At 59.6% G+C, this 15,138-nt stretch carries 15 protein-coding genes; all 15 read right to left on the minus strand.

Annotation, left to right across the window (positions count from 1 at the left end; genetic code table 11):
- Positions 1-22: 22 nt before the first annotated feature.
- The 15 genes from EV561_RS26230 to EV561_RS26300 all read right to left on the minus strand — a co-directional run bounded on the left by EV561_RS26230 (position 23) and on the right by EV561_RS26300 (position 15,119).
- Positions 23-865, minus strand: coding sequence for an ABC transporter permease (locus EV561_RS26230; protein ID WP_132526028.1), 843 nt, complete (start codon positions 863-865; stop codon positions 23-25).
- A complete protein-coding gene (locus EV561_RS26235; RefSeq protein WP_132526030.1) occupies positions 862-1,806 on the minus strand; it encodes an ABC transporter permease in 945 nt (314 codons plus the stop codon). The genes EV561_RS26230 and EV561_RS26235 overlap by 4 nt, the downstream gene beginning before the upstream one ends.
- Positions 1,803-2,879 carry an oligopeptide/dipeptide ABC transporter ATP-binding protein gene (locus tag EV561_RS26240; protein WP_132526032.1) on the minus strand — a complete coding sequence of 359 codons (1,077 nt, stop codon included), beginning with the start codon at positions 2,877-2,879 and terminating at the stop codon, positions 1,803-1,805. The genes EV561_RS26235 and EV561_RS26240 overlap by 4 nt, the downstream gene beginning before the upstream one ends.
- Positions 2,876-3,868: an ABC transporter ATP-binding protein gene (locus tag EV561_RS26245; RefSeq protein WP_207910596.1), complete on the minus strand. Its 993-nt coding sequence runs from the start codon at positions 3,866-3,868 to the stop codon at positions 2,876-2,878. The genes EV561_RS26240 and EV561_RS26245 overlap by 4 nt, the downstream gene beginning before the upstream one ends.
- Before the next feature lie 4 nt (positions 3,869-3,872).
- The gene (locus tag EV561_RS26250; protein WP_132526034.1) at positions 3,873-4,775 is read right to left on the minus strand and encodes a ribokinase; all 903 of its coding nucleotides are present in this window, start codon (positions 4,773-4,775) and stop codon (positions 3,873-3,875) included.
- Between the two features lie 6 nt (positions 4,776-4,781).
- The gene (locus tag EV561_RS26255; protein ID WP_132526036.1) at positions 4,782-5,639 is read right to left on the minus strand and encodes a BtpA/SgcQ family protein; all 858 of its coding nucleotides are present in this window, start codon (positions 5,637-5,639) and stop codon (positions 4,782-4,784) included.
- A gap of 89 nt (positions 5,640-5,728) precedes the next feature.
- Positions 5,729-7,243, minus strand: coding sequence for an ABC transporter substrate-binding protein (locus tag EV561_RS26260; protein ID WP_132526038.1), 1,515 nt, complete (start codon positions 7,241-7,243; stop codon positions 5,729-5,731).
- A gap of 204 nt (positions 7,244-7,447) precedes the next feature.
- Positions 7,448-8,212 (minus strand): GntR family transcriptional regulator, encoded by a 765-nt coding sequence (locus EV561_RS26265; RefSeq protein WP_132526040.1) that lies wholly within the window; start codon positions 8,210-8,212, stop codon positions 7,448-7,450.
- A gap of 137 nt (positions 8,213-8,349) precedes the next feature.
- Positions 8,350-9,366: an SIS domain-containing protein gene (locus EV561_RS26270; RefSeq protein ID WP_132526042.1), complete on the minus strand. Its 1,017-nt coding sequence runs from the start codon at positions 9,364-9,366 to the stop codon at positions 8,350-8,352.
- Positions 9,367-9,378: 12 nt separating this feature from the next.
- Complete coding sequence (locus tag EV561_RS26275) at positions 9,379-10,350, minus strand: hypothetical protein (RefSeq protein WP_132526044.1); 972 nt, start codon at positions 10,348-10,350, stop codon at positions 9,379-9,381.
- Positions 10,350-11,303 carry a carbohydrate kinase family protein gene (locus EV561_RS26280; RefSeq protein ID WP_165927916.1) on the minus strand — a complete coding sequence of 318 codons (954 nt, stop codon included), beginning with the start codon at positions 11,301-11,303 and terminating at the stop codon, positions 10,350-10,352. The genes EV561_RS26275 and EV561_RS26280 overlap by 1 nt, the downstream gene beginning before the upstream one ends.
- Positions 11,300-12,277: an ABC transporter permease gene (locus EV561_RS26285; protein ID WP_132526048.1), complete on the minus strand. Its 978-nt coding sequence runs from the start codon at positions 12,275-12,277 to the stop codon at positions 11,300-11,302. Before EV561_RS26285 ends, EV561_RS26280 begins: the two co-directional genes overlap by 4 nt.
- Entirely contained in the window at positions 12,274-13,257 is a 984-nt protein-coding gene (locus EV561_RS26290) for an ABC transporter permease (RefSeq protein ID WP_132526050.1), read from the minus strand. Before EV561_RS26290 ends, EV561_RS26285 begins: the two co-directional genes overlap by 4 nt.
- Positions 13,258-13,322: 65 nt before the next feature.
- A complete protein-coding gene (locus tag EV561_RS26295) occupies positions 13,323-14,306 on the minus strand; it encodes an autoinducer 2 ABC transporter substrate-binding protein (RefSeq protein WP_245512937.1) in 984 nt (327 codons plus the stop codon).
- A 60-nt stretch (positions 14,307-14,366) separates the two neighbouring features.
- Positions 14,367-15,119 (minus strand): ATP-binding cassette domain-containing protein, encoded by a 753-nt coding sequence (locus tag EV561_RS26300; RefSeq protein WP_132526052.1) that lies wholly within the window; start codon positions 15,117-15,119, stop codon positions 14,367-14,369.
- Positions 15,120-15,138: the final 19 nt, after the last annotated feature.

The raw sequence follows: 15,138 nt of genomic DNA on the forward strand, positions 1-15,138 counted from the left end.
TCGGGGATTGCTGAATTGGCTTTCAGTCGCGCGGATCGAGTCGATCTCTCAGGCCGTCTCCGAACAGGTTGAAGCCAAGCACCGTCAGGAAAATCGCCGCTCCTGGAAACCAGGCGAGCCAATCCGCCTGATCGATGAAGCTTACGGCATCTCGCAGCATCGTACCCCAGGTCGGTGTCGGCGGCTGCACGCCAAGACCGAGAAACGAGAGGTAGGATTCGGTAATGATCGAGGAGGCAAGCAGCAGCGAAGCCTGCACCAGCACCGGCGACATGGCATTCGGCAATATGCTTCGCAGCATGATGGTGGTGTGGCCGAAGCCGAGCGCGCGATTGGCCTTCACGTAGTCGAGGCTTGAGATCAGCATGGTTTGCGCGCGCGCGACGCGAGCGATCGTCGGCGTGTTGATCACGGCGATTGCGACGATCGTGTTGGGGAGTGATGCGCCAAGCGCGGCGGTGATGCCTAAAGCGAGGAGAATGCCGGGGAAAGCGAGGAGCACATCCATGCAGCGCATAAGTACCGCATCGGTCTTCTTGCCAAAATAGCCGGCGGAAAGGCCAATGGGCAATCCGATGAGAACGGCGCCACCAACGCTCAAGAACCCGACGAGAAGCGAGACCCGCGCTCCGGCAAGAATGCGCGAGAGGACGTCGCGGCCGAGGTCGTCGGTGCCGAGCCAGTGGCTGGAGGATGGCGGGGCGAGCGTCGCCATGAAGTCCGCGGCGTCGGGGCCGTAAGGCACGAGCATGGGGCCGAAGATTGCCGAGACGACGAGCAAAGCGACAAGCGACATGCCGAGCCCACTGCGACTGTCTTCCGCAAGGCGGCGAACGAGCGAATGCGAGACGAAGACCGAGCTCATGTGCGTTTCCTCAGTCTGGGGTCGAGGACCGCGTATAACAAATCGGTCGCAAGGTTGATGAAAACGAACAGCACTGCAGAGGCGAGGATCGCGCCCTGTACGACAGGATAGTCTCGGGAAAAAATGGCATCGACAGTCAGCTTGCCGATGCCAGGCCATGCGAACACCGTTTCGGTCACGACGACGCCGCCCATGAGCTGGCCGAGCTGCAAGCCGACCAGGGTCGTGACGGGAATGAGGGCGTTGCGCAGGGCATGCTTCCAAATGACGCGCCGCCGCGGGAGGCCCTTCGCACGGGCAGTGCGGATATAGTCGGCGTTCAGGACCTCGAGCATGGCTGCTCGTGTCATGCGCATTGTCGAGGCGGCCAAAGCAACCCCGAGCGTGATGGCCGGCAGGGTGATGTGGCGCAGTGCCGACGCTGGATCGTCGCTGAAGGCAACATAGCCGGTGGACGGAAAGAGCTGCAGACGGATCGACAGGAACAGCACCAGCAGGATGGCCAGCCAAAAACTCGGCAGTGAAAGTCCTGCAAGGGAAAGCAGCGAGACGCCATAGTCCGCCGCCGTGTTCCGTCGCGAAGCCGAGATGACACCCGCCGGTATCGCGATTAGCAACGAAATCAGGAGTGCTGCAAGACCAAGCTGTATGGTCGGCACCAAGGCCGTCATGACCATATCCAGCACCGGGCGGCCCGACTGGATGGAGCGTCCGAGATCACCGGTCAGCAGATGCCCGAACCAGGACAGGAACCGGATCGGCAGCGGCTGGTCCAACGCGAACTTGGCACGGAGCGCTGCGATCGCGTCCGGCGAGGCATCCATACCGAGCATCGCAGTCACCGGGTCGCCGGGAATCATGGCAAGCAGCGTGTAGGACAGGACGCAGAGGCCGAAGAGCACGGGAACGGTGGAAAGAACGCGGGAGATGAGCAGCTTCATTTCTGCATCTCCCCAGGCAAAATCGTCTGCCCGTCACGCGCACGGCGATAGGCAGCAATCCGTGCCGCGGCCGGTGTTTCGGACAGGACGTCCACGGCGTTGGAGACGGGCGGCAAGGTTTTCGCCAAGTAGCAGGCCGCTAGATGTTTACCTTCGATCTTCATGAGCGCCGGCTCCTCTTGAAGGCACTGCTCGGTTCGATATGCACAACGGGCGGCAAAACGGCAGCCTGGTGTACGATCGGTGGGGTCCGGCGGCTCGCCGGAAAGCAGCGTCGGAGCGCGTTTCGGAGCCTCGATGGTCGGTGCAGCGGCCAGGAGAGCCTGTGTGTAGGGATGGCTCGGTCGCTCGAAAAGCGGCTTGGTCTCTCCTTGCTCGACGACGCGGCCGGAATACATGACGGCCACCTCGTGGGCCAGGTGGCGCACCACGGAAAGATCGTGGGAGATGAAGATGAGCGCGATACCAGTGTCGCGTTGCAGGTCCTGCAGCAGATTGACGACCTGCGCCTGCACCGAGACGTCGAGCGCGGAAACGGGCTCGTCGCAGATGATCACATCGGGCTGGACGGAGAGCGCCCTGGCGATCGCGATCCGTTGCCGCTGGCCGCCGGAAAACTGATGCGGAAACCGGTCGAGTTGGCTGGCGGAAAGGCCGACCGCCTCCATCAGGGCGGCGGCACGCTTCGGCGCCTCGGCCTTGTCGCAAAGCTGGTGGAGCAACATCGGCCGCATCAGCACGTCACGAATGCGTTCGCGTGGATCCAGCGAGGCGAAAGGATCCTGGAAAACGACTTGGACCCGGCGTCGAAAACGGCGCAGTCCATCCCGATCAAGCGTCATCACGCCTGCGCCATCAAGAAGGATACGACCGCTATCGGGATCCTGAAGTCGAAGCAGCATCGAGCCAACCGTGCTCTTGCCGCAGCCGGATTCTCCGACGATCGCGAGTGTGCGTCCGCGTTCTACGTGCAGGCTGACGTTGTCGACCGCATAGAAGCGCTTCGTATTGCGCCATCCGGTCGAGACGGAGAAGGATTTGACGAGATTTTCCGCGGCAAGTAGCGGTGTCATGCCAAGCCCTCCACGGGTGCACGCCAACAGGCAACGTAGTGATCTGTGTCGATTTCGCGAAGCTGCGGCAGCTTCGTGCATTCGTCTGCGGCGAAGGGACAACGTGGCGCAAACCGGCAGCCGGTTTCCTCTTCCCATGGCGGCGGCATGCGTCCATGGATCGGTTCCAGCCGATCGACTGAACCGTTCAAATGCGGCATGGCCGCCAGCAGTGCCAGGGTGTAGGGATGTTGCGCGTCGGCAAAGAGGGATGCTGCAGGCGCCTTTTCGATAACACGGCCTGCATACATGACCGCGACGTCGTCGGCGATTTCCGCCACCACACCGAGATTGTGAGTGATGAACAGGATGCCCATCCCGGAGCGTTCGCGAAGTTCCAGCAGCAGAGCCAGAATCTGCGCCTGAATGGTGACGTCGAGCGCTGTGGTCGGTTCGTCGGCAATCAATAGCGAGGGCTCGCAGGCAAGTGCCATGGCAATCATGACGCGCTGGCGCATGCCCCCGGACAGCTCGTGCGGATAGGCGTCGAGCCGGCGCTCCGCGGCCGGGATATGGACGCTTTGAAGGGCGGCGAGCGCCTTGTCTCGCGCCTGCCGCGAGGAAACCTTCTGGTGGAGCTGTACAGCTTCAGCGATCTGATCGCCGATCGTGAAAACGGGATTAAGGCTGGTCATCGGCTCCTGGAAGATCATTGCCATCCGACCGCCGCGCAACCGCTGCATATCGCGTTCGTTCAGGCTGGTCAGATCTTCGCCCTCGAAAAGCGCGCGATCGGCGGTGATGCTGGAAATCTCTTCTGCTATCAGTCGCATGAGCGACATGGCAAAAACACTCTTGCCGGAACCGGATTCTCCCACGATGCAGGTGATCTTGCCTCTTGCGAGCGATATGGAGATATCGCGCACGATACGAACGCGTTGGCCAGGCGGCCCGAGTTCGACAGACATGCGATCGATATCGAGAAGAAGCTCTTGTTCGTGCAGGGCCATGCTGTCAGGCTCCCCCAGAGAATTGCGCGTCGAGTTCGACGCGCTGCGGCAGGGCGGCGTAAGCTCCCGTGCGTGTCGCCGTAATTGCCGCCGCCGCCTGTGCGAAATGGATCGAGTCATCCAGGGACATATCGCGAGAGAGGGCAGCAGCGAGCACGCCGCAGAACGTGTCGCCGCAACCTGTCGTGTCGCGCACGTCCACCGGCACGGCTGTGTATCTCGTCATTTTTCCACCAGACTGCATCAAACAACCGTCGCCCCCGAGTGTGACGATCGTGGTTTGAGCTCCGCGCCTGGAAAGTTCACCAAGCGCCAACGTCGGGTCGGTCTTGCCGCTGATCGTTTCTGCTTCACTCTGGTTGACGATCAGCACGTCGCAATGGGGGATGAGAGGGTCGATGTCCCACCATATCGGCGCCGGATTCAGCACGGTTCTTGCTCCGCGTCCCCGGGCCACGACAAAAGCTTCGAGCGTTGCGTCCAGTGAAAGATTGCCCTGGGCGAGGAAAATGTCCTGAGGCTCGACTCGGCTGGCGAAGGCTGCCGCCGCCGCCCGGCCTAAGGCGGCGGCACAGGGTCCGGCGCTGACGATGCTGTTTTCACCATCCGGCAAAACCATCAGAAGCGAGAAATCCGTTGCCCCTGGCACCACCGATGGTTCAAAAGCGAGTTCAGCTTCCGCCGCAAGTGCGGATCTGATCTCGTCTGCCGTGGCATCGTCGCCAACCGGGGCTTGGAAGAGAACCGTGGCCCTTGCGCGCGCAGCGCAGACAGCCTGGTTGAGCCCCTTGCCACCGGGCGCACGGGTAACCCCGTCGCCCAGAAGGGTCTCCCCGCGTTCCGGGAGGCGCGGCATGCTCAGACTGATATCAAGCCCGGCATTCCCGAGCACGAGGACCCTCGCCATGGGAGCTCAGTTCCTTGCTTTTTTAACGGCTTCCATGAAGACATTCAGTCTTTCAGGATCCACGGGATTCCACCACACGCCATCGCGCTTCATGTAACTTGCGACGATAACTGCGTCTGCGACGGTGAAAATATCGCCGATATTGTCGGGGTTGACGCCGGAGCCAACGGTAACTGGCAGGGCCGTACCCGCGTTGATCGTCCGCAATTCCTCCATCGTGGCAGAATCGCCGGTGCGTTGGCCGGTAGCGATGGCCACATCGGCATCGAAGAATTCGTTGTCGCGGGCAAGTTCCTGGATTGTGCGGTCGCCGGTAATCGCATGAGCGCCGTGCTTCACATGCACATCTGCAAAGATCTTGATGTTGCGGCCGCGCAGAAAGGCGCGGTAACGGGCGGCTTCTCCGGCCGGTCCGTCCATCAATCCTTCGTTCGCAACATAGGCGTTGGACCATTGGTTGACGCGCACGAAGGCGGCGCCGGCGGCCTTGGCGACGGCTATCGCCTGGATCGCGCCATTCGCCAGCACATTCACGCCAATCGGCAGGCCGCTCGCCCGTCTTACCGTGTCGGCCATGACCGCCATGGAAGCGGCTGTCTCGGGCCCAAGACGATCCGGCTTGGCAAACGGAATATCGCCGTGGTTCTCGACGATCAACCCGTCGACGCCACCCGCCTTGTATCGTTCGGCTTCGGCGACCGCAAAATCGATGATTTCGGAAATCGGTTGGCCATCATAGTTTGGAGAGCCGGGCAGGGCCAGCGAATGGATGACCCCGATGATCGCTTTGCGCCGGCCAAAAATCTGTTCGATCGCGTTTGGCTTTGGTCGGAAAACAGGATGTGCCTTGGTTGCTTCACTCATCTAATATGCCTTTTGTTGTCGTGTGTTTCGCCGCCGCAAACTGAGAGACTTCTGCGGCGGCCTTGCCTGAATTTCGGGTCGAACTCCGATCATTTTTCCAGCCACGCGTCGCCGAGACGGAATGCGGTGTCGGGATAGGGCGTCCAATGCAGCTTTTTGCCGGAGCCCTGCAACGTCGAGTCGAAATGAAGGAACATCATTGCCGCATCGTCGGAAATGATCTGTTGAGCCTGTTTATACATCGCTGCGCGGTCGTCCTGGGTTGCGCTGACGCGTGCCTTGCGCATCAGGCCATCCACCACGTCGCTCTGGTAACCCGAGAAGTTGTTCGGGCCATCCTTGGTGAACCAGTTGAACATATTGCCATCCGGATCCGGGCGGCCGCTCCAGGGAGACCAGCAGATATCGTAGTCTCTTTTCTGCAGAACGGTGATCAGGCTCGTCGCGTCAACCTGTCGGACCGAGACCTTGAAACCGGCTTCCTGTGCCTGTGCCTGGATGATCTGGGCTATGCGCAGTTGCAGCGGCGAGGCGACGACCGTGATCGCGAAAGAGACGCCGTCCGCATGGCCGGCCTCTGCCAGCAGTTGCTTGGCCTTGGCGATATTGCGCTTGTAGGGCTTGAAATTCGCGTCGAAGGCCCAGGAGACCGGGGGGGGTACCGGGCCGTAGGACGGTGTGCCGGAATTGAAGTAGGCGACCTTGTTCACCACATCTTTGTCGATCGCATAGAGCAGCGCCTGCCGCACCTTCTTGTTGTTGAACGGAGCGGCCGTGTTGTTGATCGAAAACGCGTTGAACCCCAGGCCAGGAAGGTCGGCAACAGCAATATTCGGGTCGGTCTTGATCTGGCCGAGCATCTGCGGTGGCACAAGATCGGTGAGCTGCAAGTCGCCGCTTTTCAAGCTTGCGGTACGCAAGGTTTCATCCGGGATCGGGCGGATGACGATCTTGTCCAGTGCCGGACGTCCCTTGAAGTAGCCGTCAAACGCAGTGAGAACCATCTGGCCGTTCTTTGTCCAGCTTTCCAGCTTGTAAGGACCGGCACCGACGCCTTTTGCCGGAAAGTCTGGGCCGAGCTTCTGCAGCGCGGTCGGCGAGACGAACAGCCCGGCGCGATTGGTCATCACCAGCGGGAACTGCGCATAGGGCTGAGAGAACTTGACGGTAAAACTCAAGGGGCCCGTTACGTCGACCGAGGTGACAGGGCCGAGATCTGAGCGACGGGGCGAGCCGACCTTCGGGTCGAGCATGCGGTCAAGATTGAATTTTGCGGCAACAGCATCGTAGAGGGTGCCGTCCTGGAACGTTACGCCGGGCTTGATGTCGAACGCATATGTCAGGTTGTCGATCTGCTTGTAGCTCGCGATGCCCGGCACGACCTTAAGGTCGGGGGTCATGGTCAAAAGCGGTTCGTAGATGAGGTACTGCTCGTAAAGCTCGAAATAGGAAGCGAAGAACGCCGGATCGAGCGTTACCGGATCGGAAACGACGCCGACATTGAGCGTGCCTCCTTTCTGCGGGGTCTGGGCAGACGCGCTGATCGGCAGCAGAAACAGGGAGAGGGCGGCAATGCCTAAGATCGAAGTGCACGTTGTTCTCAATTCAATGTTCCTTCTCTGGTGTTTTTATTGTGTTGCGGGTCTTCGAGGACGCGCTTTTCCTACGCCGGGTGAAGGCCCGGCGGCATAATTGCTGATGACAAAGGATGAGTTGCAATCGCCGGGGCGTGCGTGGCAAACCTCCGGCAGTCCCGCGAACTGCGCCGCGAGGCATTGTCCTAGAAACGGCAGTCAGCGCCGGTGCGGTTAACCCAGCTTCACGTGGAAGCTGTAGCGTTCGGCCAGATAATGAAGCACGACATATTCGACCGGTCGCCGGTCGGGCATTCGCGACGTCCTGTGGCAGATGAGAACGACCGCGGGCTGTTTCACTTCAAGAATGCGTGCCGTTGTTGCGTCGGCCAGCGCGCCCTCGATCCTTTCGTCGCCGGTATCTATGACGATGCCGTCCCGGCGCAGCCGGTCATAGAGAGAGCTCGCATCCAGCTCCTCAACCGTTGGAATTCCTGATTTCTCGAAAATCGAGGGCTTCATGTAAGTGATCGACGTCGCAAGCGGCCTGTCGTCCGCAAACATCGTTCTGTCGATCTCTACAACGGGCTCTCCAGGCAGCATCTGCAATTCCGCAGCAACGACCTGGCTTGCCGGCACGATCTTGATCCAGCGTGTGCGATAGCCAGGCTGCAGACCTCTTGACCGCATGTCCTCCGAGAACGACGAAATCCGGTTGAGCGGCCGCTCGACACGCGGCTCGACTACGATCGATCCACGCCCTGATCGCCTTTTTATTAAGCCTTCCGTCTCCAGATAGTCGAGCGCGGCCCGTGAGGTGCTGCGGCTAACTCCGAAATGCAGGTTGATTTCGGTCTCACCTGGCAGCGTATCTCCCGGCTTGAAACGTCCGCTATCGATGTCACCTCGCAGCCGCTCGGCAATCTGCGACCAGAGAGGGATGGGGCCTTCATCAAGTTTTGCGTCGTTCCAGCTCATGTCGAAAGAGTATAACGTCATGACATTTCGTCAAGCTGCTTTTGCTAAATTTTCTCTCATTCTGCGATTTGATTTTGATTTGAGGGCATCGGCTTTGAAGGGGCCGCTAATTCAAGGACAGGCCAATTGCAAATCGATCGTGCTGCGCTCTGTCTCCTTCATCGAGCCATCAATCGCGATTGGATCTCAAGATGAACGCTGCCGTTGTCGCGCCCCGCGCGGGGCGACTCCAAAGCAAGGTTGTTTATATTCGCTACCGCGAGGCATAGGCACTGCAGTTCGAATGTCGTGCGCAGCACGGACCGAAACTGGGCCGCCCAGGAAGGATTTTCAGGAGGGCCTCCGATCAGCCCGGCGTGGGCCACGAAGGTCGAGAATTGTTCGACGACACCTTCGCCTCGCGAACGCCCGGCTACGTTGCCGGCCAGCGCAAGAATTGTATCTTCCGGTTCAACCATGAAATTCATGCCATGAATGAAGTTTTCGGTTTCAGCCGCAATCGCGACGAGACCGCCCGCTTCGTGAAATTTCGCAGCCCCATATTCGGCTGACCCGAGATCGGGCCCGGCGCCCAGCAGAAAGAGCTTGCCTTCGCCCATCCCCGCGGCAATGGCAACCGCCCTTGTACTTGCGTCTTCCAGCAGAGAGGGAACTTTCCCAAGGATGTGTGTCAGATCCTCGGCGGCCTTACCCTTGAAATGCAGCCCCAGCCGCACGAGAGCCAGCATCGTCACCGCATAATCAAGCGTGTGCGGCGTCTTTCGAGAAAGCGGTGTGAATGGCAGCAAGATCGTATCGTCTGCAACACTTGCGAGAGCGCTGTCTTGATTGCACGTCACCGCGATCACTCTTGCGCCTGCGGCATGCGCAATGGTCGCCGCCTCGACCGTTCGCTTCGTTCCCCCCGAAATCGAGGAAAGGATCACCGTGTCGCCGGCAAGGAAGCGGGTGAAGCCGGCGAGCGACATCGATGTTCTTGCAACGATATCAATGTCCATTGCTGCAAACACGCCGGCAAGAGCTGCTGGTGCGAACACCGAGTCTCCACAGCCCCCGGCGAATATTCGCCCCTCGGCCCCAGCAAGTTTTGAGACGGCGGAAGCAATGGGTCCAAGGCAATCGGCAAGCACGCTCGCCTGTGCGGCGATCTCGCGCTCCATCATATCGTTGATCATGTCGAACCTTTATTACGGCTTGAACGTCTGGCGACCAAGCATCCAGATCGCCTGGGGAGGAACCGGCCCATGTTCCGTAAGGAGCATGGTGACCAGATTTGCAGGGATAACTTCAAGTTCGGGTGCTCGCGTATCGGCCCTCTCGATCCCATCGATTTTCAACGCATCAAGGAGGGGGTGGTCATAATTCCTGATGGCGGGCGCAGGACGGTGACCGTCGTAGCTGCGGGTATCCAGTTTGAGCAAATCCGTGCAGCCGTAAACTTCGACATCCTGTTGGGCCGCGAGCCGGGCAATCATCCGACTACCGATCGTATTAAGAAAGCTTCCATCCGCACGCAATGTCTCGACCCCGAACAGTGCTACATCGCAATCTGCCAGTCCGTGTTCGATCGCAGCATCGGGTATATATCGCACGTGCAGTCCTGCCGGCAGGAACTCGTCGAGATAGCGCGCGCCACCGGCGATCGTTCGGCTTTCCGGAACAACGACAACAAGATCAGCATTGGTTTTGGCAAGCGCCAAAACGATGGCAGCGACCGTACTGGAATAGTCAAATGCCATGACCCCACGTGCGCCGGATAGATGCCGAACGGCCGACGATATCAGCGTCTGCCTGCGAAGGTCGGCAGCTGCGGTCCACTCATGGATGCGCTGCTTGAGCGCCTCGGCCTGCCGGTCAGGGTCGATCTTGTCGAGGTCGGCAAGAAGTAGAGATAGGCTGTTGCCAATGACGGGCGTATCCTGACCGCGTGTGCGCGAGATAAAGCCGGCGGCAAGCCGCGCTCGCCGCAGAGCCTCGGTCCGGTCGGCGATCGTCTCAAGAATATGCAGGAGCAACTGGTTGCCGAGCGACACGTGCTTGCTGGCACCAAGCACGCCTTCGTCGACGATCTGCCAGAGAAAATGCATTGTCTGATCGTCGGGCTTTGAAAGGTCCAGCCCGCTCAATTCCATCACATGTTCAAATCGCCGTTCAGGCATCAGCGGGCTCCATCTGAAAGGGTCTTGCTTGCATCAAATCGCCCGGACGTCGAAAGAAGCTGTTTAACGGCGTCCCGTCGGGGCATCGAGGCCTGGGCGCCAAAGCTGAGAGTGGCGATGGCCGCCGCTGCGTTGGCGAACTGAAGGCGGTCGTGTACAGGCGAATTTTCGAGCTTCGAGGCCAGATAAGCCCCGGCAAAACAGTCGCCGGCGCCCGTCGTATCGACGGCCTCTACCTTGAAACCCGGAACGTCCAGCGTGCCGCCGTCGGATATCCTGCGGCAACCCTCTGCGCCTAGCGTCAAGACAATCTCGCCGCCTGGCCGGAGCATGCCGGGATGGATGCAGCGGCCGAGTGCCTGCGATGCCTCCTTGAGGGCCTCACCGTTCAAGAAGAGGGTATCGACCATCGACAATACCGTCGACAGGTGCTGCGGAGACAACCGAATATCGGGCGGTTCCAGATCAAGCGAAACGGGAATGTTGCGATCACGGGCCATCGCAAATGCGCGAAGGGTCAAATCGGCCGAGCCATAGGTCGCGTGCACGTGGCGAATTCCTTCAAAAGCCTCTGGCACAAGATCGTCGGGCTTTGGCAGATAGGCGTCGGATTCGAGCTTGATCAGGGATTTCTCCCCCGATGGAGACAGGAGAACCACGCACATGAAGGTACTGACCGCCGGAAGTTCCTTGACGAAGCCGACATCGACACCGTCCGCCATCAGATGTGCGAGCGTTTGCCGGCCGGCGGCATCATCGCCAACCACCGAGAGCAGGCGCACGCTACGACCAAGCCTTGTAAGCGCAACGGCGGTGTTGGCAGACATCCCACCCGGTCGTTGCCCCAGATTTCGGCCTGATATTTTCTGGTCGAAGCCCGGTATGGATGGCACGGAAATAAAGAGATCGACGTCGAGATCGCCGATGCAGAGCACGTCAAATTCCGTCTTCACAGCTTGAAGCTCCACATCTTGCGGATAACGTCGCTGCGAGCCACGGATGCGATGAGCATCACGCCGATAATGCCGAGCTGCCATGCCGCCGAAATATTGGCAAGTTGAAGGCCGATTTGCAGCGTGGTGATAATCAGGATGGCGATGACGGTTCCTGGAATGCCGCCCATGCCGCCGAAAATATGGGTTCCGCCAAGGACGGCAATCGTCACGGCAAGAAGCTCCATACCCTTGCCGGCGTCCGGACGCGCAGCGAGGAACCAGGAGAGCGAGATGACACTGCCTAGGGCCGAAAGCAGGCCGCTCAGAATATAGAGGCCGATACGCAGGCGAACGACATTCAAGCCAGAGAGATGTGCAGCACGTTCATCGTTGCCGCATGCAACGATATGCCGACCGATGGTCGTGCGCGTCAACATGACGTGGAGAATGATTGCAACCGGCAGGAGAACGAAGAGAAAGGAGTTCGGGAGGGAGAACGTCGTGCCCTGGCCCAGCCAGCTGAACGATTGCGGCAAACCACCGACCGGAGCTCCCTGCGTCGTTGCGATGGCCACCCCTCCGTAGGCAAACATGGTAGCCAGTGTCGCCATCAGCGAGGGAATATTCAAGACGTTGATGAGCACGCCGTTCAGCAGACCGAGGAGGCCGCCGAACGCCAGCCCCACGATGCACGCCGGCCAAATTGCAAAGCCCGCTGCAAACAACCCCCCGATGACGACACCGGTTAAGGAGACGATTGAACCGACGGACAAATCGATGCCCGGGCCTCCAGCAAGGATGACGAGTGTTTGCCCAAGACCGAGCAGCCCAAGCACCGGAACGTATTGGAGGAGGTATGGCAGCGTGCTTGCCTGCAGGAAGTAGGGGGACACTGCGCTCATTGCCACCAGTGCCACCAGCCAGAGGCAGACAAGCAATAGAAGCCGTGACTTGAGCGGATCGCCACGAAAATAGGTCATGAAGTTTGTCATCGGGGGCTCTTGGTTTTCCTAAGATTGTGCAAGGCGTCGCCAGCAAGGACGATGATGAGCAGCGACCCGATGATCACGGTTTCCCATAATGAGGAGATCCCGACCAGTACGAGCCCGTTCTGTATGACACGAATGAAGATCACGCCGAGCAACGTCCCGAGCAGGCTGCCGACGCCGCCCGTGATGCTGGTGCCGCCGAGGACGGTGGCGGCGATCGCCTCGAGCGCGACCGTGGTACCGATGTTGATTTCCACATTGCGCAGCCTCGCGACGTAGAGAAGTGCAGCAAAACCGGCCAGCAATCCGAGTATGGCATAGGTCGCAATCTTGGTGCGATCGACGTTGATGCCGACAAGCCGCGCCGATGGTTCGCTGCATCCGATCGCATAGAGGTGTCGGCCGAACGGGATCTTCCTCAGGATGAGCCAGCAGCCTAGATAGACGCAGATGATGACGATCGCTGCCGCGGGTATGCCGAGGACGTTGCCGTTGATCATCGGAGAGAGCGTGCCAGGAAGCCCGGAGATCCAAGCGCCGCCAATGGCCAGAAACATGATTGCGGAGAAAATATACATCGAGCCGAGCGTCGCGATGATTGGCGGCACTTTCAGCTTTGTGGTCAGAAATCCGTTCCAGCCGCCAAGCAGCGCACCTGTCAGAAGGCCCATCGGCGCAACAGCAACAGAAGGCAGGCCGGCCTGATATCCCTTCCCGATGATGATCGCGGACACAGCCAGAATGCCGCCGACGCTGACATCTATTCCGCCCATGATGATTACCAAAGTCATGCCCGCGCTGACGATCGCCAGTTCAAGTGCCACGCGCAGCGTCTGAATCAGGTTCAGAGGAGTTAAAAAATAGGGGGACGCAAACGAAAACCCCGTGCCAACAACGAGGATGGCCGCGAAAAGCGCCAACTCGCGTGTCGCGGTCGGCGAAGTGATGCGAAGTGCGGGGCGCATGGCGATAACATCTTGCATGGTAACAACTTTCGATCTTTCCCGGCAAGACGCAGGGGACTTGCCGGGATCGGTGGACAGGCAGATCAGAAGTTGAAATTGCCGATATTATCCTTGGTGAAAACCATCGGCGCGCCAAGCAGCAGCGTCTTGTCGGCAGGCATCCATTTCACGTCAGCTTCCAAGCCATCGACCTTCGGAGCTGCATCGAACTTCGAGCCATCGGCAATCTGTTTGCCGGCCCAGACCGTAAGATAGCCAAGGTCGGCAGGGTTCCAAAGCACGGTGTAGGTCATGGCGCCGCTCGTGACATAATCACGAACCGTATTCGGCGAGCAGAAGCCGCTGGTCACGATCGAACCCGTACGCCCCGCCGCTTCAACGGCCTGGCCGATCCCCGGGCAGGTCGTCGACGCGATGCCGATGATGCCCTTGAGGTCGGGATTCCGCGTCATTGCATCGGTTGCGAATTGAAATGCCCGTGCCGCAGTCCCGTCCGTATGATCGACCGAGACAATCTGAAGATCCGGATAGGCCGACTTTGCCCGTTCCTGGATGGCGGCGATCCAGTTGTTCAGGCTCGCAATGGTCGGCGCATCTGAAATGATTGCGATCTTGCCCTGCTTGCCGACGCGTTTGACCATTTCATCGAGGATCGTGTAACCGAGATCCTTATCCATCGCTTGAGCGACGTAGAACTCGCGATCACTGCCCGCAGCGTCCGCGTCCGACGTGATGACGTGAACGCCTTTCTTCTCGGCGGCCGTGATCGCCGGCTTCAACGTTTCGACGTCGACGGGCGAAACGCCGACCACGTTGAAGCCCTGATTCACGAAACTCTCGAAGATCCGGAGCTGGTCCGCCGAATTTGTGCTGGTCGGACCCTGCTGTGTATATTGGACGCCAAACTTCGCCGCCGCCTTCTTCGCTCCCTCCTCCATGGCGACATAGTAGGGGATGCCCTGGATCTGTGGGACAAAGGCGACGCGCACGTCGGCGGCATGGACTGCAACGATCGTCGCGGTATTGGCAAGAAGGCCTATGAAAGCGGATATCATCAGGTTTTTCATGTTTTAGTTCCCTTTGGTTTCTTGTTGAATGCTCTCCGGCAAGCCGGATTGTGCCAGCGCTTAGGAGGCGACAGCGCGGACTTCGTGAGCCCCGGTGATGAGGCCGATTATTTCCTGGGGTGTCGTCTTGCGTGTCTCGCGGACCGCGATGCATCGCCCATGGCGCATGACCGAGATACGGTCCGACACCTCGAAGACGTCTTGGATATTATGGGAAATCAGCACGACCGATTTTCCTTGTTGGCGCAGTCGGACAACGAAATCGAGAACCTTGCGCACCTCGGCGACGGCGAGCGCGGCGGTCGGCTCATCCATGATGATCAGTCGCGCATCCATATTGAGAGCTCGGGCAATTGCGACGCCCTGGCGCTGGCCGCCGGACATCTGCTCGACCCAGCTATCGATACTCGGCACGTGTACGTCGAGTTGGGCCAGAAGCTCGGTGGTGCGATTGCGCATGGCCTGCAGATCGAGAAAGGGAATTCCCAGACGCGGGCGCTTGATCTCGCGACCGAGGAAAATGTTGTCGACCACCGTCATTTTCCCGGCGAGGGCAAGCTCTTGATAGATTGTCGCCACGCCGCTTTTCCAGGCATCCTGAGGAGATCGAAACCGGACGAGCTCTCCAAGCATCCTTATCTCGCCTTCGTCAGGCACGTGTGCGCCGGACATGGTTTTGATCAGAGTCGATTTCCCGGCGCCATTGTCGCCGACAAGTGCCATGACCTCGCTGTCTGCAACCTCGAAGTCGACATGGTTGAGCGCTACCAGCCCACCGAAGCGCTTCACAATTCCCGACATCCTGAAGACCATTTTCGTTCCCTGCTTTTAA

Origin of the sequence: Rhizobium sp. BK376 (assembly GCF_004341625.1) — a bacterium.
Taxonomy (GTDB): Bacteria; Pseudomonadota; Alphaproteobacteria; order Rhizobiales; family Rhizobiaceae; genus Rhizobium.